The sequence below is a fragment of the Francisella frigiditurris genome (assembly GCF_001880225.1).
Classification (GTDB): Bacteria; Pseudomonadota; Gammaproteobacteria; order Francisellales; family Francisellaceae; genus Francisella; species Francisella frigiditurris.
The window spans coordinates 1,660,613-1,679,784 of record NZ_CP009654.1 but is presented as its reverse complement, the minus strand read 5'-3'; the positions used below and the strand labels follow the sequence as shown (position 1 = coordinate 1,679,784).

Genomic DNA, 19,172 nt, shown 5'->3' with positions numbered 1-19,172 from the left:
TTACTTATTTTACACAATAACTAATTTGGATAGCTAGGTTTTATAGCTTTTAAGATTTATTTAGTTTGCTTTATAAACTTGTAACTTTATATTGGCAGTGTAAAATTTTCTTTAATCTCAATGCTCTTTTAGTCATCATGAATGAAAGCCTAAAGTTAAGTGAATTTCTTGAGTTAATCAAGAGCACCATAGAAATGGGTTTTGGTTACCAAGGCTTTTGGGTAGTAGCAGAACTTTCTGAATGGAGAAAATCTGGAGCTCATTATTATGGAGAACTAATAGAACATGATGGTATTAGTAAATATCCTATAGCTAAGATTAGATGTAATTGTTGGGCAAATGTTGCAAATAGTATTTTAGCAAAGTTCAAGTCTATAACAGGTGAGCACTTAAAGCCTGATATGAAAGTACTTTTTAAAGTAGCTGTTAATTATCATATAAGTTTTGGTTTGAGCTTGAATGTAGTAGATATAGATCCTTCATTTACTTTAGGTGATAGAGAAGCTCGGAAAATAGAAATATTAGATACTCTTACAAAAGAGGGTATTATCAAGAAAAATAAAGAACTAGAGTTACCATTAGATTTTACAAATATAGCAGTTATAACAAGCTCAACAGCAGCTGGAAAAGGAGACTTTTTTGAAGAAGCTCAGAAACTAGAAACTCTTGGACTATGTAAATTTGATATATATGAAGCTCTCATGCAAGGCAAAGATTGTGCTTTAAGTGTAACTAAAGCTTTTGGGAGAGTAGCAAAAAGAGTTAGCAACTATGATGCTATTGTTCTTATTAGAGGAGGCGGGTCTCAAGCAGATCTAGATTGGTTTAATAATATTTTACCAGCAAGACTTATTTGTAATTCCAAAGTGCCTGTTTTTATAGGAATTGGGCATGAAAGAGATAATACGGTTCTAGATGATATATGTACTAAAAGTTTTGATACTCCATCTAAGGTTATAAACTATATTGCAAATGCTATTATAGATAATGCTAGTGATGCTAAATATAATTATGAGTCTATAATAAAAATGACAAAAAATTTTGTTAAATTTAATAAAGCAAAATTAGAAAATGAATATGATTCATTTAAATCTCAATTAGATAATTATCTAAATTATTTAGATAATAAAATAAATCATGAATATAAAACTATAATTTCAACAGGTAAGGCATTAATTAAAGGTTATTCTCAAACCATAGAATCTGAATATAAAAGAATATTTGAAAACAGTAGTAGTAGCTTAAAATACTATAATCAAAATGTTATAGGTCAATATAAAGAGTTAGTTAATTATTCAAAGAATATACTAAATTACTATGGCAGTTCTTCAGAATACTTATATAGGCAAATATTATCAGTTTCTATAGAGCCAACTTTGAAAAGGGGTTTTAGTGTAACTAAATCTAATGATGGTAAGTTTATAACGACTAAAGAAAAAGCACAAAAACAAAAGAATTTAGTAATAGTATATTCAGATGGGATGATAAATGTGGAGGTGAAAAATGGCAACACAGAGTAAAAAATTTGCTAGGAATTATGAGATATTAGAAGAGATTAATGAAAAGTTACAAGATGGGCAAGATAACCCAGCATTATTAGATGAATTGGCACCTTTGCTAGAACAAGCTTCTAAAAGCTATAAATTTTGTAAAGAAAGAATTTTAGCAGCGCAGAAATTTATAGATGAATTTGAAGATGAAAAAGAATAATATAGATAAGACATAATTGAAAATTCTAGTTTTAGTTTAGGAGCTTGTTATGGATAAGAAAAATGGGTTAAAGAAAGTTCTACTACTTAGTACTTTGACTATTGTTATTTTGGCAATTATTTTAGAGTTTAAATTTGGAACTAGTAGAGATATTGACACTCAAACAGATCAAGCAATAGAATCACAGTCTAATGATAGTGAAAACAATATGCCAGCAGTAAAAGAGCCACTAGAACAGCCTCTAGAACAAAAGCAACAATTAGAATCAAATATTCAATCTAGCCAATCTAAAGAAGATATGGATGAACAACTAAAACAGGCAGATAATTACTTTAAGTCTACTAACCCTGAGGATCATAAAAAAGCTTTCGAGATATATAAACAGTGTGCAGAAAAAGGAAACCATAAAGCTGAATTGATGTTAGGAGAAATGTATCAAGAAGGTAAGGGAGTTCCGCAAAGTAATGCTAATGCGTTGAGTTATCTTGCAAAAGCATTTTATGATAAAGATACGAAAGATGAAGCTGAATATCATGTATGCAATATATATATAGCTGAAAAAAAATATGATAAAGCTATTCCCTTACTAGAAGAGTTAACAGAGAAAGACTACCAAAATTCAGCAGTTGATTTGGCTAGTCTATATTTTACAGGTGCTGGAGATGTTCCAAGAGATCAGGCTAAAGCTAGAGCTATATTAGAAAAAGCATATAGGCATGGAGATGTAAATGCTGAGGTTTTTCTAGGAGATCTTTATTTTAGAAGCTATGATGTGCCAGAAGCTACTAAACTTTGGGAAGAAGCCGCAAAACAAAATAATAATATTGCTCAATTTAAGCTAGGTTACCTGTATATACAAGGTATGGGGATGTTTAAGTTATTTCTAGATAAGAAGAAAGGATTAATGTATTTGAATCAATCTGCCGATAATGGAAATATTAGAGCTATGCTTACATTAGGTGATATTTATTATAATGGCAAATATGAAGTTAAGCCAAATAAAGAAAAAGCAATAGGCTATTTTAAGCGAGCTAAAGCAGCAGGTGATGCAGAAGCGACACAAATTTTAGAGAATATTTCAGCATTAGATAAGAGACAAGCCAAACCTCAATAAATATATTATTTAACATATTATTAATATTTTTTTTATATAAAACAAATTTTGCTTTAAAAAATAAGGTATTTTACATATAAATTTTGTATTATTTGAGAGAGATATTCTTTTTTACAAAAGGTTTTTAAGATGTATAATTCAAAATTTATAACTATAGTGGGGTTTATTAGCTTAATAATCTATGTTTATTGGTATATAAATTTATTTCGCATAAATAGAAAGATTTTACCAAATAGAGAGAGGCAGAAGGCTAATAATTATCTAATTATATCTGTAGTAACTCCTATTGTTTTAGTAGTTATTGGTTTGCTTACTTTGGTTATATCTCAAGATTTAACTCATGAGGCATTGCTTAAAGATTCTATAGTATATGTTATGAGTGACAATTTTCCTTTTATAGGAGTATTTTTTCTTTGTTTTCCTATATTGATCGTGCCTTCTATCTGGACAAAATATAGCGATAATAAGCTAATCTTTTATTATATGGTTTTTGGATTACTTTTTATCTCAACTCATTATATAAGTTTTCAGATATTTAAAAGTTATTATGGGATTTATTTATACCAAGTTGACAGTTTATTAAAAATATTTCTTATAACTAATAGTTTTTTAGCTATAGTTTCAATAATAAGTTTCTTTTTTAGTATAGTTTTGAGTGGATTTATTTCTAAGCATCTAATTAATAAAGAAATGCTTTATAAACAGAACAGCAGAAAAGTTGTTAATATATTTATTATTAATGCATTAGTAATTACGATAGTAGGAATAATTGGTTTAATAGCTTGCAGTATAGTGGCTATTAATATAAACGATTTCCCAAGTGTAACAAGAGTGTTTTCAATTCTTCTAGGATTTTCGAGTTTATCGGCTATAATTTCAGCTTTTTATTATTCTAAAAATGTTATTTCTGTTATGAGTCTTATTATTTTATTATTTTTTATAAAAAGTGTTGTTCATATCTATTTAATTAATATCTATGATGCTGTTACTGTCTCAGATCAGGTTATAAACTTTTCAATGAATTCATTGTTTACGATGCTTATTTTTATGACGATTGTTTATAACATTTTAAGAAATGATATCCTTAAAATTGTTCTAATGACAGTTTTTGTGTCTTTATATATGCTTTCTTATGTAGTAATGTTATTGCTTGGTAAGGGGTATGGATATGTGTTTGTAAGTTTATTTTATATATCATATATTGTTCTATTTTTAGCTATTTTAATTTTAAATACAAAAAGAATACAAGCTAATAAATAAAAGCTAAATAACCATGCCAGGCATTTGCCATAATCCAGCAGTTCTCAAAGTATCTTTTAGGATAGCTATTTTTTCTTGATCATTTATGGGGTTGTCTATATCATAATTATCTTCATTAGCGGATAAATTATCTATTGCTATAGGTAAAAGATTATTATTTATTGCTTGATTAAAGACTGAGGTTGCACGTCTAATATGAGCTGTAGATGTAATTAATATTAAGTTTTCTATAGGAGCATTTAAGCTTTTTATTATATTTATGCTATTAATAGCATTCCAAACAGTACTTATTGACTTATCTTCAACTATTATTTGGTTTGCATCTATACCATGCTTTATTAGCCATTGTTTCATTTGGTATGACTCCGTAACACCAGCTTGAGCAGCACCACCACTTACAATAATTTTTGCATTTGGATATCTCTTGCTTGCTTCAAGACCTTTCTTAAGTCTATCAATAAGTATTTTATCCATACTTCCATCTTCATTTAATGCATAGCCTAATATCACTATAATTAAAGTATTATCATTAGGAAGTTTTATATCATCTAGATTAGTGTTTATTTTAAGAGTAAAATTTTTCTTTGCAGTTTCTATTGCATCTATATAATGTTGAGTTTGATTCCAATCTGAATTTTTTACCAAAGATATATTGTCATCATAAGACTCTGGATCCCATACTAGAGAATAGGCCGCTATATATATTTGTGGAAAAGGTTTTCCTAGGTTTTCAACAGATTGATAAGTTTTTCGTGCGCCATCTAAATCGTTGTTTGAAACTTGTAGAGCTGCTAGTGATAGGCTAAATTGGAAATATCTATAACTATTTTGATCAACTTGTTTTATCGCAGCTTTCAGAGATTCTATAGCTTGCTCAGGATTTCCTCGTTGAGTAATACCAGCTCCATTTCCTAATACGTTTGTATCATATTGAATGTTTGATACAGCATTTTGCTGATAAGCTAATACGTCCAAATACTCTGATGAAAAAGCAATTGAAATACATGGAGAAAGTAGAATGGTTAAGCTAACTAAAAGAGAGAATAATGTTTTATTAGATCTAAGTTTGTAATTACTCATTTATTTAATTAATAGAAGATTTATAATCTTGTAAATATAATAGCATAATAAATAAGTAGCTTTTTATTTTGGCAAAAAATAGGTAAATTATTATTAGGTAAATTTACTTAAAACCTTTTTAGAATGCAAAAAAAAATATCTTTTAGAAATATAGCTTGTGCAGGATTTGCAACAAGCGTTGAATACTTTGACTTTGCGTTATTTGCATATGTTACAACTTTTATATCAGCTGCATTTTTTCCTGAAAATGAGCCGGCTGTTGCCATTATTAAAACCTTTGGTATGTTTGCTGTAGGTTATTTAATGAGACCACTTGGTGGAATATTTTTTGGTAATTTAGGCGATAAAGTTGGACGTAAAAAAGTATTAATTATTACAGTAGGTCTAATGTTTATTTCTACTGCTATGATAGCTTTTACTCCTGGATATCAGACATTAGGTATCTTTTCTGTAGTTTTAATTATGTTGGCAAGAATGATCCAAGGGTTCTCTATTGGTGGTGAGTATAATGGTGTATTGGCTATATTAAGTGAACAGGCTCCAGACAATAAAAGGGGGATGATAACTGCTTTTGGAACTTTCTTTTCAGGTTTTGGAGTTTTCTTAGGAACGGTTTCTGTTTTCTTACTTTCGGAGTTATTAACTACGGAACAAATGTTTGCTTATGGGTGGAGAATAGGCTTTATTGTTGGAATGGTTTTAGCGGTTATTGTTTTAGTATTACAATTTTTTCAAGATGAATCTCCAGAGTATATAAAAGCAAAAGAAGACCACGTACTTGAAAGTGCACCAGTAATTTCTGCTATTAAAGAATACCCTTATCAAATATTTATAGTTTTCGCTTTAGCAGGGTATTTGGGTATAGTTTATTATATGATTTCTGCATTTGTTCCATCATTCCTTGAACATAATTTGCACTACGATACACATGTGGCAATGCTTGTTGTGATGATTGCATCTTTTGCGTATTTCTCAACAGCACCTATTTGGGGTTGGGTATCTGATAAAATAGGGCGTAAAAAAGTTTTAATCTTTTCCTGTAGTCTAGTTGGAATATTAATTTATCCGAGCTTTTATGTGATAGTTTATGAAAACTCTGTTATTTCAGATATTGTAATTATGGCAATATTAATGCTTCTAATTTCAGCAGCAACAGCTACTTTTGTGGTTACTATTAATGAGCTTTTCCCTACACATTTAAGGTTTAGTGGTGTAGCAACCGGATATAATATAAGCAATGCATTGTTGGGTGGGACAGCACCATTAATTTCAGGTTTGTTGGTTATGCACTTTGGAGACTTGGCACCAAGTATTTATGGAGTTATTGTTTCTATAATTATTGTGGTAATAGTGATTAGAATGCCAGAAACTAAGGGTATAAAGTTAGAGGAGTAAATATAGTCTTGAAAAACAGTTATATTATCCCCAAATAATAAAATGTAACAACACACAAATTAAGGTGTATATTATGGGATTAGGTAAAGTAATAACAGCAAATGAAAATAGCTTTGAGACAGTTTTAGAAAAGGCTGGTAGCAAACCAGTATTAGTAGATTTCTTTGCTGAGTGGTGTGGTCCTTGTAAAATGCAGGAGCCAATCCTTGATAAGCTTTCTAAAGATTATGATGGTGCTGTGATAGTAAAGATAAATGTTGATGAAAATCAAAGCCTTGCAGCTAAGTTTAGAGTTAGAAGTATTCCTACTATGATTATCTTTAAAAATGGTAAAGAAGTTGAAACTATGCATGGTGTAAAAACACAGTCTCAATTAGAAGATAAATTAAATAGTCATAAGTAGACTTTAGAAATTAGATATTTTATCAAATTCAGTTTTATCATAAGCATCATTCCAAAAATGCCACTCTAATACTGTGCTAGTATAGAAAGCATCAAGCATTTTATTTTGTATCTCTTTAGTTGCTTTATTAGCTAGGTCATCAAAAATGCTAATAGCCTCATTAACTATATCTTCAAATTCTTCACTAGCATACGTATCTATCCATTTAGAGAAAGGATTATTTTTATCAGCTTTCTTTGCTATTGCTTTACCTACTTCACAATAAACCCAAGGACAAGGTAGCATAGCAGCTACGGCAATTTCTAAAGGCTCAGATGAGCAATTTTTATTAGATAGCTTGTATATGCTAGGGTTGCAGGAGATAGTTTTCCTGTATCTGCAAGGTTGTAAGTTTTTTTGAAAAATTCGTGGATTATTTCTTCTTCTGCAGTAAATGCAGCCATAGAGTGGTTAAGATAAATTTTTACGTATTCTAGAGGAGATTTTGCTGCAATTATTGCATAGGCTCTAGCAAAATCTTGTAAGTATAAAATATCTTGTTCAATATAGTAGGCAAACTTTTCTATATTGAGAGTGCCTTTAGAAAGTTCTTTATTAAAAGGATGGTTATGTATAGCTTCAATAATATCTTCACAATGCTTCCATGCTTTATCTGATAATTTAGTCATTTAATTTTCCTTAGTTAGTTTCTTTATTCCATAAGCTATAGAAATGATGTACAGGTCCATTGCCTTTGCCGATATTTATATCTTTTGAGGCTAAAAGAGCTCCCTGCAAATATTTTTTTGCAGCGTCACAGGCATCTAAATATGAATAACCTTTCGCTAAAAAGCTTGTAATAGCAGCTGAAAGGGTACACCCTGTTCCATGAGTGTTTTTGGAATCGATACGTTCAGAGGTGAAAATATGCTTTTCTCCTTTATTATTCATAAATAAATCTTTTGCAAAACCACCTTTTTCATGCCCACCTTTTACAAGCACGGCCTCACAGACAAATTTTAAGATTTCTTCTGCAAATTTTTCCTTAGACAGGTATTTCAAATTAGATAATTCTTCTGCTTCTGGGATATTTGGAGTAACTATATTTACAATAGGAAGTAGTTTATCTCTTAAAATATTTATAGCATCTTTTTGTAATAAGAGATCGCCACTTTTAGCTACCATTACAGGATCTAAAACTATAGGAATACCTTTGGCATTTTTTTCTAAAAAGTTAGTTACAAGATTTATTATTTCTGATGTGAATAACATTCCTATTTTTATAGCATCAGGTCGGATATCTTCAAAAATTGTTTCGAGTTGTTCCTCAATACATTTTAAAGAAATACCGTAACAATTTTTTACTCCACAAGTATTTTGGACAGGTAATGCAGTAAGAACAGTCATTCCATAACATCCAAGAGCAGAAAACGTTTTTAGGTCAGCTTGTAATCCAGCTCCTCCAGAGCCATCAAAACCAGCTATTGATAGACATTTATATTTCATAATTTTTCTCCAAAGTGAGTAAAGGGCGTTAGCTTGAGTTCTATAGGTTTATTTTGTTTATTAAATACAATTTCTTTAGAGGAAGTAATTTTACCTATAGACTTTAATTCATACTTGAAGGTGTTAAAAAAACTATTTGAGATTTCCTCAAATTTATTGCCTTTAACTGTAAAGAGAAGACTATAATCTTCTCCTCCAGATAAAGCTATTTGGGTAGGATCAAACTCTAAAAGCTTACATGCCTCTACAAATTGTTGATCAAGATTTAGTTTATCTAAATCAATTATGGCACCGACATCTGAAGATTCACAAAGTCTCTTGATATCAATATATAAACCATCAGAAATATCCATCATGCTGGTGATAGATTTATGTTTACTAAGCCATTGTCCTTCTTTTATTTTTGCATTAGGCTCTAAACAAAAATTTTTATAGTATGCGCCGATATCTAAGTTATTTTCTAAAGCAAACAACCCTAATCTAGCATAGCCTAAGAAACCAGCGACACAAAGGATATCATCATTTTGAGCAGAGTTTCGATATTTTATATTTTCAGGATTACAAGTCCCAATAGCAGTTATACTAATGCTAATTTTATCTGGAGATTTAGTCGTATCTCCACCAATCAATATTATGTTTTCTTCTATACAGAGCTTAAGTAAGTCTTCTAAAAATTCTTGAGCATATATAGAACTGTTATCAGGAATTGCTATACCACATAGTATGTATTTTGGTGTTGCTCCCATAGCAGCGAGATCACTTAAATTTACATGAAGGGCTTTGTGGGCAAGATTTTTAGCACTAAAGTAGCTAGTTCTAAAATGAATATCCTCTATAAGTAAATCTTTTGTTATTACATACTGTCCATTATCTAAACTAGGAAGAATTGCAGAATCATCTCCAATAAATCCATTTGAGTTTTTAGCTAGCTTCTTTACTATCTTATCCTCATTTAAATTCATATTATCTTCTCCATAAGTTTGAAGTTGCTAGCATGTAATTGATCCAAAAAAGATATTTTAAAAGAAGCAGGGTGTTTATTTTCTAAAGAAGTTAATTCTCCACAGAGCGTAAAGTATTGAGTAGCTAATTTTGTTGCTTCAAAAGAATCTTCAATGACACATCTAAAAGCAGCTATAACTGCTGTTAAAGAGCAACCCATACCAGTAACAAGAGGCATTAAGTTAGAACCAAAAGGTACTTCAATACTTGTTTCTCCATTCGTAATAAAATCTATTTCACCACTTATAGCTATAACTGATTTATAGGTATTAGCTAACTTTATAGCAGCTGGTTTTGCATCATTTATGGTATTAGCTGTTTCAACACCTTTTGAGAACAAGAGTGAATCAGTAAGGGATATAATTTCACTAGCATTACCTCGTATAATAGATGCATGGTTTGCTATTTTTTTAGCAGAAGTAGTTCTAATTTGAGTAGCTCCGGAACCAACAGGATCAAGAATTATTGGTTTCTTATATCTATCTGCAGAATTTATAGCTTGTGTAATTCTATTTAGAAAATTGTTGTCTAATGTCCCAATATTTATATATATGGCTGAAGATATAGATACTAGCTCATCAAGCTCCTCTTCATATTGACTCATGATAGGAGCAGCACCAACAGCTAATAAACTATTTGCAACAAAATCCATAGTTACAAAATTAGTAAGATTAAGCACTACAGGTTTTTTCTCTCTTAATGAGTAAAGAGCCTTTTGAATTTCTTTAAGCATATTTTCTTTCATCAACAATTCTCCTTAAGTTTTGGTAATTTTCTTTGCTGTTTTGATTATGAAAAGCTTCTATAGCAGCAATTCCATAAACTCCTGTTTGCAGAACATTTTTAGCATTTGTATTATTTATTCCGCCAATGGCAACAATTGGATGTTTTGAGATTTTGTAAGCTTCTTTTAAGTTGTTTATACCCCAGATGGTTTCAATATTCGGTTTATTTCTTGTGGGAAAAATACTACCAACACCTATATAATCGATAGGTAAGTTATTTGCGATTTTGATTTGTTCTAGGTTATTTGTACTTAGTCCTAGTATTTTGTTTGGACCCAGAAGTTCTCTAGCTTTTTGAATATTTCCATCTGACTGTCCTAGATGTAGCCCATAAGCATTTAACTTTAAACAAAGCTCTATATTATCGTTTACTATTAAAGGAATATTTAAAGCGTCTAGTAATTTCTTTAACTTCTGCCCAAATAGTAATAAATCATGACCGCTCAAAGTTTTTTCTCTAAGTTGAACAGAGGTTATACCAGAGGTTGCACAAATTTTTATCAATTCTAAGTAGTCACTAATTGGTTGATTTTGCTTATTTGTAACTAATATTAGTTTTAGAGCATCTTTCATGTATATCTTCCTTATTTTTAACAGAGGAAGAAAGTAAAAACATAAAAGATAAATTGATTAAAATACTTTTTAAGTTTACTTTCACACTCCCTCCGCAGGTATTAACCAGAGCAGGTTCAAAGGGTCAAGTCTCAGCCAACTAAAAGTCAGCACCCCTGGTGAACTTATTTCAAAATTGATTCTAGTAGAAATAGTTTACGTAGTCAAATAGATTTAATTAGATGTCTTCTTTCCAGATTTCTCTAAAAATCTTGATGATTTGATCATGTTTAAGAAGGAAATCATTATTATAAGTTTCTTTTGAATATCTCTGAGTATTCACGACTCTTTTGTCTTCGTTAAGCACTATTCTATTTCCAATGCTAAACATTATATCCATAATAGGTTTCAAAATCTTAGCGGTTAAAAAGTTACGATAATGTAATATATATATTTTTGTTTGATTTTCATTTATAGGAACAAAGTAAGCGCTAACTTTCATTTTCTTTGAAATATTAAGAAGCCAAGCATTTGGAAAAATATATTTAATCATTAATTCACCACTCTTTATGGCTTCAATATTTTTGTCTTTCTCTATAATTTTAATATCATCTGATATTTTATAGCCTTTACCAATAGTTCTTTTATGTACAGTGGCTAGATGTGTATAGTCAAGTTGGTTCTCTATGCAATGCCTTATATTATTATTCCAGATATCAGTTATCATCGCATATTTGCCATTAAATGAGTCAAAGAGTTCCTGGCAGAATTTAAATGCATAATCATTGTTTAAATCTTCATCAAAGATATTTATCCAGATCATATCCGCTATTATTTTTGTAGGATAAACGTTAGCTTTTAATTTGGGAATAGAACACTGCGTTTCAGGAGTATATTTGCAATTACCAACATCATTAAATTGAAACCCATGAAAAGGACATGTAATACAATTATCAATAACTTTACCTGAGCTTAGCTCAGCACCTCGATGTGGACAGTTATTATCCATAATGATTATTTTGTTATCATCATTTTTCCAAACTACAAGATTTAAGCCAAATCTTTCTAATTTTTGAGGTTTATTTTTAAACTCATTAATATGTGCTATAGCATACCAAGCTTTTGGAATTTTCATTATCCATTCTCCATATGGTGTGGATTAGAAATATAATCAAATTAAATTTTAATATACATCTCTATGAAGATATATTAAATAATTATACAATCATACTAAAAGCTTTTAAATCCAATAGAATATGAGTAGAAAAGAGTATCTTAGAAATACAAAAAGAATTGTTATAAAAATAGGCACTAGTACTTTGACTCATAGTAGTGGTTTATTGAATATTGATCGTATAGAAAAAATAGTTCGTCAATTATCTGATTTGCATAATCAAGGATATGAAGTTGTATTGGTTACCTCTGGAGCAGTTGGTGCTGGTATGGGTAAATTGAACCTTACAAACAAACCTAAAACTCTACCAGAAAAACAGGCAGTCGCAGCTGTGGGTCAAGTAGCTTTGACTCATTTATATCAAAAGCTTTTCTCTGAGTATGGTAAAAATATTGGTCAGCTGCTTTTAACAAAAGATGATATTGCAAATAGAGAAAGGTATTTAAATGCCAGGAACACATTTTTTGCTTTAATTAATAAAGGAGTTATACCAGTAGTTAATGAAAATGATGCTGTTGTTGTTGATGAGATAAAAGTAGGGGATAATGACACTTTGTCAGCTTTAGTGGCAAGTCTAGTAGAAGCTGATCTTTTAGTTATATTGTCAGATATAGATGGTTTATATACAGCTAATCCAAAAGTCGAGAGTTCAGCAAAGTTCTTAGATACAGTTCTACATATTTCTGCTGAAATAAAAGCTATGGCAGGAGGAGCAGGTTCAAAATTTGCTACAGGTGGTATGGCAACAAAATTAAAAGCTGGTGAGATAGCTACAAAGTCTGGGACTAATATGATTATAGCTTGTGGCGAGAATCCACAAAATTTGAGAAAGATTATAGATGGTGAAGATATCGGGACTCTTTTTCTAAAAGATAGTAAGCAGATTGCCGCTAAGAAACATTGGATAAGTTATAGCAGTAATAAAAAAGGAATACTGATAATAGATGATGGCGCAGTAGAGGCACTTTATAAATCTAAGAGTTTGCTACCTTGTGGAGTAGTAAAAGCAGAGGGTAGTTTTTCTAAAGGCTCTACAGTAGCTATATTTAATAAGTATGGTGAAGAAATAGCTACAGGGCTATCTAACTATTCATCAAAAGAGATTGAGCTTATTAAAGGTAATAAAAGCTATGATATTGTAAAAATACTAGGCTACTGTGACTATAATGAAATAGTTCATATTGATAACTTACATATTAAAGAGGCTTAGAAATGAGCAGTAATTATATTTTAGATCTTGGAGTAAAAGCTAAGGAAGCTTCAAAGCATCTAGCACAGTTAAATACTATAACTAAAAATAAAGTTTTATATGATCTAGAAAAAGCTTTACTAGAGAAGGCTAATTATATTAAAGAAGAAAATCAAAAAGACTTAACTGTAGCTAGTGAAAGAGGCTTATCAAAAGCCTTTTTAGATAGGTTAACTCTGACTGATACAAGAATAAAATCAATGGCTGATGGAGTTAGGCAAATAGCTGATTTTGCTGATCCAATAGGTAAAATTGAAAAAGGATTTAAACATCCTAAAGGTATGACAATATCTCAAGTTAGAGTACCATTAGGTGTTATTGCTATGATTTTTGAATCACGTCCTAATGTAACTATAGATGCTGGTGTATTAGCTTTAAAATCTGGTAATGCAATTATCCTAAGAGGTGGCTCTGACTCAATAAATACAAATAAAGCTTTGAAAAATATATTTGTTGACGTTTGTACTAAAAATGGATTACCTGAAGGCACTGTTCAACTAGTTGAAAATACAGATAGAGAGTTGGTTAAAGAGCTAGTTACTTTAGATAAATATGTTGATGTAATAATACCAAGAGGTGGAAAGGGTCTTAAAAAAGCTATTCAGAATGATGCAACAGTTCCAATGATTGAGACAGGAGCAGGAATTTGTCATACATATATAGATGAGTTTGCAGATTTAGACAAAGCATTAAAAATAGTTATTAATGCTAAAGTTCAAAGACCTGGTGTTTGTAATTCTTTAGAAACATTGCTTATTCATGAAGATATTTTAGATAAGTTTTTACCAGAATTAGAAAATGAACTTATAAAAAATAGTGTTGAAATAAGAGCTGATGATAAGAGCTTAGAATATTTGAAACAAGCTAAATTAGCGACTGTAGAAGATTGGGAGACTGAATATCTAGATCTTATTTTATCTATTAAGACAGTTTCTAATGTTAAAGAGGCTGTAGAGCATATTAATACTTATGGAAGTATGCATTCCGAAAGTATTATTACTGAAAGCTATACTAATACGGAAATATTTCTAAATGAAGTTGATGCAGCAGCTGTTTATGCAAATGTTTCTACTAGATTTACAGATGGTGGTGAATTTGGTTTTGGTGGAGAAATTGGTATTAGCACACAAAAGCTTCATGCAAGAGGACCTATGGGGATTAATGAGCTTACAACATTGAAATATGTTATTAGAGGTAATGGACAAATTAGAGAATAATATGAATTCTAATAATATGCCAGAATGGTATTTTACAACAAAGTTTGAAATACCTATCAAACCAGCTAAATATCCTGATAAATTTATGATCTTAACAGCATGGAATCCTTTAAATCAAAAGCTATCTAAAGAAGAAAATATATCTAGAAATAATGCTTTAAAAAAAGATTTGAAAGAAAGCTTCTCTTTTATATATGAAATAAATGGCTTTGATCCAGAATCTAAACATAAAGAAAATGGATTTATGGCAAACTGTTTTGATTTAGAAAAAGCTTGTGATTATGGACTAAAGTATCAACAAGATGCGATTTATTATGTCGTAGAGGATAAGTTATATGTTGTTCAATGTGCTTTAGATAAAAGAGAAATGATTAGTGTTGGTAAATTTCTTGATAGAGTTTTCTAATAATTTTTATAAAAAAATTTATACATTAATGAAAAAATAACTATAAGTATCACCCCAGAGAAAACTACTATTCTCTGATCTGGATCACATAACATCCCTAGTATGATTAGGCTATTAAATATAATGCTAGCATAAGGCAGTATTGGAAATCCAAAGGCTTTAAATTTAAGCTGTTTAATTTCTTCTTTTGATAAAGATTTTCTGAATTTGATATGGCACAAACTAATGACTAACCAGATTAAACATCCAACCATTCCGGATGATGATATTATGAGGATGAAAACTTTTTCAGCACCTATAAATCTACTAAGTAAACATATGCAAGAGATAATAGCTGTAAAAATTACGCCATAGTATGGAATATGGTGTTTATTAATTTTCTTAAATAATTTAGGTGCTTGGTTATCATTAGACATAGACCAAAGTAGTCTAGCACAAGCATAAAAAGCAGAATTAACCGCAGATAAACTAGCTGTTAGTATTACAAGTTGCATTATTGTGTCTATATATCTTATATTTACTAGCTTGAGCACAGTTACAAAAGGTGTATCAATTACGCTAGAATCTTTATAAGGTATTATGTATGCAATTATAAAAGTTGAGAAAATAAAAAATACTAAAATACGTAAGGCTACACTTTTAATAGCTTTGATAATATTTTTTACAGGATCTTTAGTTTCTCCAGCTGCAATACCAACTAATTCAGCGCCCTGAAAGGTACAAACTATTATTACTAAACCAAAAGCAAAAGCTTGGAAACCATTTGGGAATAATCCATCAGTATAAAAATTTACTAATCCAGCAACGGGTTTATTTGTATGTAAAAATCCAAATACTATTAATCCGCCAATTAGAATAAAAATCAGAATAGTTAAGATTTTTATACCAGCCAGCCAAAATTCAATTTCTGCAAAAATCCTAACAGATAAAAAATTAAGTAGACTTATTGAGACAATAAAGAGTAAACAGTATTGCCATACTGATATTATAGGGAAAAAGTTATTACAAATTATTGCAGCAGCAACAAGAGAAGCTGCTGCTGCGGTGACCCAATTTATTAGGTATAGCCAACCAGTTAAAAAGCCAGCATATTTAGATAAGAATCTAGTGGCATAGCTTTGGAATGATCCACTTACTGGGAGTGCTACAGCCATCTCTGCTAAGCTGACTAGGACTATCATCATGAGTATGCCACCTAGTATAAAACCTAGAACTGTACCAAAAGCTCCTACTGTGTTTAATATACTTCCAACGCCTAAGAAAAAACTAGCAGAGATAGTTCCTCCTAGGGATATCATAACTATGTGTCTAGATAATATTGATCTTTTTAATTCTTGATTTGACATATTTTTGAAAAAGAGAATCAATAAATTCATTATATGCCATAAGTCATATTTTTAGATAATAAAAAATTTTCTATAGGGTAACTTTTAGATAGTTGATATTGGAATATATATTAGGTTAGAGGTTTTGATTTTATTTTGTTTCAGGTATTCTTTTCCAAAAGTATTATTTAAATAAATGAGAAAAGATGAGAAATAATTATTTATGGTTTATAAGGAATAAGATTAAAAAAATAATATATTCTTATTAGGTTCAGTCCATGACCTTACTATAGACCAACTCCCTGCTCCTCTAGAAACAGTCGATTTTATTACTTCTACAAAATTTGAATCAGTTTTTATAGAAGATAATTTTCTTGGGCAACGACAGTTTAGCTATGCTCAATGACAACTTGAAAAGATAGGCTTGGGAAAATATATTGATGTATTAAAAAAGAGAATTGCAGAGGAACCAATTACTAAAGAGGAGATGTGTGAAATAGATAAAATCTTAAGGTTTAATTCTCTAGAAGGCATTCCATTAGATTATACTTTTGCTACATTAGCAAGTTACAATAATAATTTAAAACAATTTGATACAAAATCTTTAAGATCATTAGATTCGACCTTAAAATTTTCAAATGAAGAAAATGAGGTTGTTTATTATGAATATGACAAATATCTTAAAGAAGGAGGAAACTCAACTATAAAAGATTTGCCATGTGATAATACTATAATTAAAGATGTTAATAAGCTTATAGAATATAGTGAGAAACTAGATGAACTTAATAAAAATACTCAAGATGGAAAAAAGAAAAAAAAGAGATCTGAGTTATGGACTAGAGATATTGAGGAACTATTAAAAATAGGAAATAGTAAAAATCATATAATGATTATGGGATTTGGTCATATTGTTGATATTATTTCAAATTTCAGTACAAATAAAAAAGATTATGACACATATTATAAAAAAATTAGTTTATAAAACCTTTCCCAATTTCTTAATAAGAAAAAATTAAGAAAATATATAGACTTATAGAATTTATTTATAAACTGGGAACTTGTCACAAAGAGTAACTACTTTAGCAGCAGTTTCTTTTTCTATTTTTTCATCACCACAATTAAATACTACATCTGCTAACCAATTAGCAACTTGCTCACATTCAGCTTCTTTAAATCCACGAGTAGTAATAGCAGGGCTTCCTATTCTTAATCCACTTGTTACAAAAGGAGAACGAGGATCGTTAGGAATAGAGTTTTTATTTACTGTAATATTTGCTCTACCAAGAGCAGCTTCGGCATCTTTACCTGAAAAACCAGTATTTGTGATATCTAGAAGTAATAAATGATTGTGTGTACCACCAGAAATAATATTGATATTTCTTTCTTTAAGAGCTTTTTCTAAAGCTTTAGCATTTTTCAATACTTGCTTTTGATACTCTTTAAATTCTGGTCTTAGAGCTTCTTTAAATGATACTGCTTTAGCAGCAATAACATGCATTAAAGGACCGCCTTGAATACCAGGGAATATAGCAGATTGAAATTTTTTAGCTAAATCTGGATTATCGTTACAAAGGATAAGACCACCACGAGGACCTCTAAGAGTTTTATGTGTAGTAGTTGTAGCTACATGCACATGCGGGAATGGATTAGGATATAGTCCAGCAGCTACAAGACCAGCCACATGAGCTATATCAGCCATTAATACTGCATCAACGCTATCAGCAATTTCTCTAAATTTTGCCCAATCAATAATTCCAGAAAATGCTGAGAAGCCTGCAATGATCATTTTAGGCTTATGTTCTTTAGCTAGTTGAGCAACTTGAGCATAGTTAATATCACCTTTCTCATCTAATCCATATTGAATAGATTCGTAATGTTTTCCAGAGAAGTTCACTTTAGAACCATGTGTAAGGTGCCCGCCAGCACCTAGATCCATTCCTAATACAACATCACCAGGTTTTAATACTGCAGTATATACAGCAGCATTTGCTTGTGATCCAGAGTGAGGCTGAACATTTGCATAATCTACGCCAAAAAGCTCTTTAGCTCTTTCAACAGCTAGCTCTTCTGCGATATCTACATACTCACAACCACCATAATATCTTTTACCATGATAACCTTCAGCATACTTGTTTGTTAGTTGAGATCCTTGTGCTTCCATCACAGCTGGACTAGCATAGTTTTCAGAAGCAATTAATTCTACATGTTCATGTTGTCTTTTTACTTCTAATTGAATAGCTTTGAAAATTTCTGAATCAGTATTTTTTAAATTATTTTTATCCCAACTAAACATTATATTTATCTCCTGATGATATGTGTTGAAATTATATAAGTGTGAATATATAAATAAATTGGATGTTCGTAATTATATCTTATATTCTTATATATAAAAAGTTTTTGAAAGGCATTTGGGTTATGGGAAAGGTCATTGACTTAGATCAAATAGAGCAACAAGAATGGGAAGAAGAAAATGCCTATTATAGGCAGTCAGAAAGTAAGTCTAAAATAAAAAGAGATATGTTAGAAATAACAGATTTCGGGAGAGAGCTTACGGAGTTAAATAATACTCAATTAGATAAATTACCAATAGATGAAAATCTTAAGAAAAATATACTTACTGCACGGAGTATGCAAAAAATAGCCTTAAAAAGGCAAATTCAATTTATTGGTAAACTTTTAAGGAAGGTTGATAATCTAGAAGATATTCAGGAAGCTCATAGTAAATTAGTAAATAAGAATAAAGAAGCTAATTTAGTTTTTCATAGATTAGAGCATATTAGGGAAGCTTTATTGGCTACAGAAACTGCTGATAGTATGCTTCAACAAGTTTTAGAAGAATTTCCAGGAATAGATATACAGAATTTAAGACAATTAATAAGAAATCATCATAAAGAAATGGAAAAAAATAAGCCTAAAAAGTCTTACAGACAAATATTTCAAGTGCTTAAAGAAGCATCTCCTGAAATTAACTAATTATTGATTAATGCTAGATACTGCTTTATCCTTTAAGACAAA

The 19,172-nt window shown here is 30.2% G+C and carries 19 protein-coding genes, 1 pseudogene and 1 riboswitch; of the genes and pseudogenes, 11 read left to right on the top strand and 9 right to left on the bottom strand.

What is annotated here, in order from left to right:
- The first annotated feature begins 137 nt into the window (after positions 1–137).
- The 4 genes from xseA (at position 138) to KX01_RS08405 (ending at position 4,084) form a co-directional block, all read left to right on the top strand.
- Entirely contained in the window at positions 138–1,520 is a 1,383-nt protein-coding gene (gene xseA, locus KX01_RS08420) for an exodeoxyribonuclease VII large subunit (protein WP_071664793.1), read from the top strand.
- The gene (gene xseB, locus KX01_RS08415; protein WP_071664560.1) at positions 1,504–1,710 is read left to right on the top strand and encodes an exodeoxyribonuclease VII small subunit; all 207 of its coding nucleotides are present in this window, start codon (positions 1,504–1,506) and stop codon (positions 1,708–1,710) included. Before xseA ends, xseB begins: the two co-directional genes overlap by 17 nt.
- Positions 1,711–1,759: 49 nt before the next feature.
- Entirely contained in the window at positions 1,760–2,824 is a 1,065-nt protein-coding gene (locus tag KX01_RS08410; protein WP_071664559.1) for a tetratricopeptide repeat protein, read from the top strand.
- Between the two features lie 129 nt (positions 2,825–2,953).
- Positions 2,954–4,084 (top strand): hypothetical protein, encoded by a 1,131-nt coding sequence (locus tag KX01_RS08405; protein ID WP_071664558.1) that lies wholly within the window; start codon positions 2,954–2,956, stop codon positions 4,082–4,084.
- A gap of 3 nt (positions 4,085–4,087) precedes the next feature.
- Here KX01_RS08405 and KX01_RS08400 read toward each other — a convergent pair whose 3' ends face one another.
- On the bottom strand, positions 4,088–5,164 hold the full coding sequence (locus tag KX01_RS08400; RefSeq protein WP_071664557.1) for a YdcF family protein: 1,077 nt from the start codon (positions 5,162–5,164) through the stop codon (positions 4,088–4,090).
- A 123-nt stretch (positions 5,165–5,287) separates the two neighbouring features.
- On the opposite strand from KX01_RS08400, the gene KX01_RS08395 reads away from it, so the two are divergent.
- Positions 5,288–6,559 carry an MFS transporter gene (locus KX01_RS08395; protein ID WP_071664556.1) on the top strand — a complete coding sequence of 424 codons (1,272 nt, stop codon included), beginning with the start codon at positions 5,288–5,290 and terminating at the stop codon, positions 6,557–6,559.
- A gap of 73 nt (positions 6,560–6,632) precedes the next feature.
- A complete protein-coding gene (trxA, locus tag KX01_RS08390) occupies positions 6,633–6,962 on the top strand; it encodes a thioredoxin (RefSeq protein ID WP_071664555.1) in 330 nt (109 codons plus the stop codon).
- A gap of 3 nt (positions 6,963–6,965) precedes the next feature.
- On the opposite strand, the pseudogene tenA reads toward trxA, so the two are convergent.
- From tenA to KX01_RS08360, 6 genes and pseudogenes are all read right to left on the bottom strand, one after another.
- Positions 6,966–7,630, bottom strand: a pseudogene (gene tenA, locus KX01_RS09560) (thiaminase II).
- A gap of 10 nt (positions 7,631–7,640) precedes the next feature.
- Positions 7,641–8,447 carry a bifunctional hydroxymethylpyrimidine kinase/phosphomethylpyrimidine kinase gene (gene thiD, locus KX01_RS08380; RefSeq protein ID WP_071664554.1) on the bottom strand — a complete coding sequence of 269 codons (807 nt, stop codon included), beginning with the start codon at positions 8,445–8,447 and terminating at the stop codon, positions 7,641–7,643.
- On the bottom strand, positions 8,444–9,409 hold the full coding sequence (thiL, locus tag KX01_RS08375; protein ID WP_071664553.1) for a thiamine-phosphate kinase: 966 nt from the start codon (positions 9,407–9,409) through the stop codon (positions 8,444–8,446). Before thiL ends, thiD begins: the two co-directional genes overlap by 4 nt.
- Positions 9,406–10,194 carry a hydroxyethylthiazole kinase gene (gene thiM, locus KX01_RS08370; protein WP_232223327.1) on the bottom strand — a complete coding sequence of 263 codons (789 nt, stop codon included), beginning with the start codon at positions 10,192–10,194 and terminating at the stop codon, positions 9,406–9,408. The genes thiL and thiM overlap by 4 nt, the downstream gene beginning before the upstream one ends.
- A complete protein-coding gene (gene thiE, locus KX01_RS08365; RefSeq protein ID WP_071664552.1) occupies positions 10,175–10,807 on the bottom strand; it encodes a thiamine phosphate synthase in 633 nt (210 codons plus the stop codon). The genes thiM and thiE overlap by 20 nt, the downstream gene beginning before the upstream one ends.
- Positions 10,808–10,876: 69 nt before the next feature.
- A riboswitch (TPP riboswitch) is annotated at positions 10,877–10,974 on the bottom strand.
- Between the two features lie 50 nt (positions 10,975–11,024).
- The gene (locus tag KX01_RS08360) at positions 11,025–11,924 is read right to left on the bottom strand and encodes a Rieske 2Fe-2S domain-containing protein (protein ID WP_156860396.1); all 900 of its coding nucleotides are present in this window, start codon (positions 11,922–11,924) and stop codon (positions 11,025–11,027) included.
- A 118-nt stretch (positions 11,925–12,042) separates the two neighbouring features.
- Between KX01_RS08360 and proB the strand changes: the two genes are divergently transcribed.
- Genes proB through KX01_RS08345 form a run of 3 tightly spaced genes read left to right on the top strand, consistent with a single transcriptional unit; the run spans position 12,043 to position 14,832 of the window.
- Complete coding sequence (gene proB, locus KX01_RS08355; protein ID WP_071664550.1) at positions 12,043–13,170, top strand: glutamate 5-kinase; 1,128 nt, start codon at positions 12,043–12,045, stop codon at positions 13,168–13,170.
- 2 nt (positions 13,171–13,172) lie between these two features.
- A complete protein-coding gene (locus KX01_RS08350) occupies positions 13,173–14,426 on the top strand; it encodes a glutamate-5-semialdehyde dehydrogenase (protein ID WP_071664549.1) in 1,254 nt (417 codons plus the stop codon).
- Position 14,427: 1 nt separating this feature from the next.
- Positions 14,428–14,832: a DUF3293 domain-containing protein gene (locus KX01_RS08345; protein ID WP_232223326.1), complete on the top strand. Its 405-nt coding sequence runs from the start codon at positions 14,428–14,430 to the stop codon at positions 14,830–14,832.
- Here KX01_RS08345 and KX01_RS08340 read toward each other — a convergent pair.
- Complete coding sequence (locus KX01_RS08340; RefSeq protein ID WP_071664548.1) at positions 14,829–16,178, bottom strand: amino acid permease; 1,350 nt, start codon at positions 16,176–16,178, stop codon at positions 14,829–14,831. The genes KX01_RS08345 and KX01_RS08340 overlap by 4 nt on opposite strands.
- A 466-nt stretch (positions 16,179–16,644) precedes the next feature.
- Between KX01_RS08340 and KX01_RS08335 the strand changes: the two genes are divergently transcribed.
- Positions 16,645–17,139 carry a hypothetical protein gene (locus KX01_RS08335; protein ID WP_156860395.1) on the top strand — a complete coding sequence of 165 codons (495 nt, stop codon included), beginning with the start codon at positions 16,645–16,647 and terminating at the stop codon, positions 17,137–17,139.
- 57 nt (positions 17,140–17,196) lie between these two features.
- Here KX01_RS08335 and glyA read toward each other — a convergent pair whose 3' ends face one another.
- On the bottom strand, positions 17,197–18,450 hold the full coding sequence (glyA, locus tag KX01_RS08330; RefSeq protein ID WP_071664546.1) for a serine hydroxymethyltransferase: 1,254 nt from the start codon (positions 18,448–18,450) through the stop codon (positions 17,197–17,199).
- Between the two features lie 122 nt (positions 18,451–18,572).
- Here glyA and yjgA point away from each other — a divergent pair, with 122 nt between their 5' ends.
- Positions 18,573–19,130, top strand: coding sequence for a ribosome biogenesis factor YjgA (gene yjgA / locus KX01_RS08325; RefSeq protein ID WP_071664545.1), 558 nt, complete (start codon positions 18,573–18,575; stop codon positions 19,128–19,130).
- Positions 19,131–19,172 lie beyond the last annotated feature (42 nt).

Excerpts from the sequence above, each read along its gene's own strand:
- thiM (WP_232223327.1), bottom strand. The coding sequence starts at position 10,194 with ATGAAAGAAAATATGCTTAAAGAAATTCAAAAGGCTCTTTACTCATTA.
- glyA (WP_071664546.1), bottom strand. The coding sequence starts at position 18,450 with ATGTTTAGTTGGGATAAAAATAATTTAAAAAATACTGATTCAGAAATT.
- trxA (WP_071664555.1), top strand. The coding sequence starts at position 6,633 with ATGGGATTAGGTAAAGTAATAACAGCAAATGAAAATAGCTTTGAGACA.
- KX01_RS08410 (WP_071664559.1), top strand. The coding sequence starts at position 1,760 with ATGGATAAGAAAAATGGGTTAAAGAAAGTTCTACTACTTAGTACTTTG.
- yjgA (WP_071664545.1), top strand. The coding sequence starts at position 18,573 with ATGGGAAAGGTCATTGACTTAGATCAAATAGAGCAACAAGAATGGGAA.
- thiL (WP_071664553.1), bottom strand. The coding sequence starts at position 9,409 with ATGAATTTAAATGAGGATAAGATAGTAAAGAAGCTAGCTAAAAACTCA.
- KX01_RS08405 (WP_071664558.1), top strand. The coding sequence starts at position 2,954 with ATGTATAATTCAAAATTTATAACTATAGTGGGGTTTATTAGCTTAATA.
- xseB (WP_071664560.1), top strand. The coding sequence starts at position 1,504 with ATGGCAACACAGAGTAAAAAATTTGCTAGGAATTATGAGATATTAGAA.
- KX01_RS08340 (WP_071664548.1), bottom strand. The coding sequence starts at position 16,178 with ATGTCAAATCAAGAATTAAAAAGATCAATATTATCTAGACACATAGTT.
- KX01_RS08345 (WP_232223326.1), top strand. The coding sequence starts at position 14,428 with ATGAATTCTAATAATATGCCAGAATGGTATTTTACAACAAAGTTTGAA.
- thiD (WP_071664554.1), bottom strand. The coding sequence starts at position 8,447 with ATGAAATATAAATGTCTATCAATAGCTGGTTTTGATGGCTCTGGAGGA.
- proB (WP_071664550.1), top strand. The coding sequence starts at position 12,043 with ATGAGTAGAAAAGAGTATCTTAGAAATACAAAAAGAATTGTTATAAAA.
- KX01_RS08350 (WP_071664549.1), top strand. The coding sequence starts at position 13,173 with ATGAGCAGTAATTATATTTTAGATCTTGGAGTAAAAGCTAAGGAAGCT.
- KX01_RS08335 (WP_156860395.1), top strand. The coding sequence starts at position 16,645 with ATGTGTGAAATAGATAAAATCTTAAGGTTTAATTCTCTAGAAGGCATT.
- thiE (WP_071664552.1), bottom strand. The coding sequence starts at position 10,807 with ATGAAAGATGCTCTAAAACTAATATTAGTTACAAATAAGCAAAATCAA.
- KX01_RS08395 (WP_071664556.1), top strand. The coding sequence starts at position 5,288 with ATGCAAAAAAAAATATCTTTTAGAAATATAGCTTGTGCAGGATTTGCA.
- KX01_RS08400 (WP_071664557.1), bottom strand. The coding sequence starts at position 5,164 with ATGAGTAATTACAAACTTAGATCTAATAAAACATTATTCTCTCTTTTA.
- xseA (WP_071664793.1), top strand. The coding sequence starts at position 138 with ATGAATGAAAGCCTAAAGTTAAGTGAATTTCTTGAGTTAATCAAGAGC.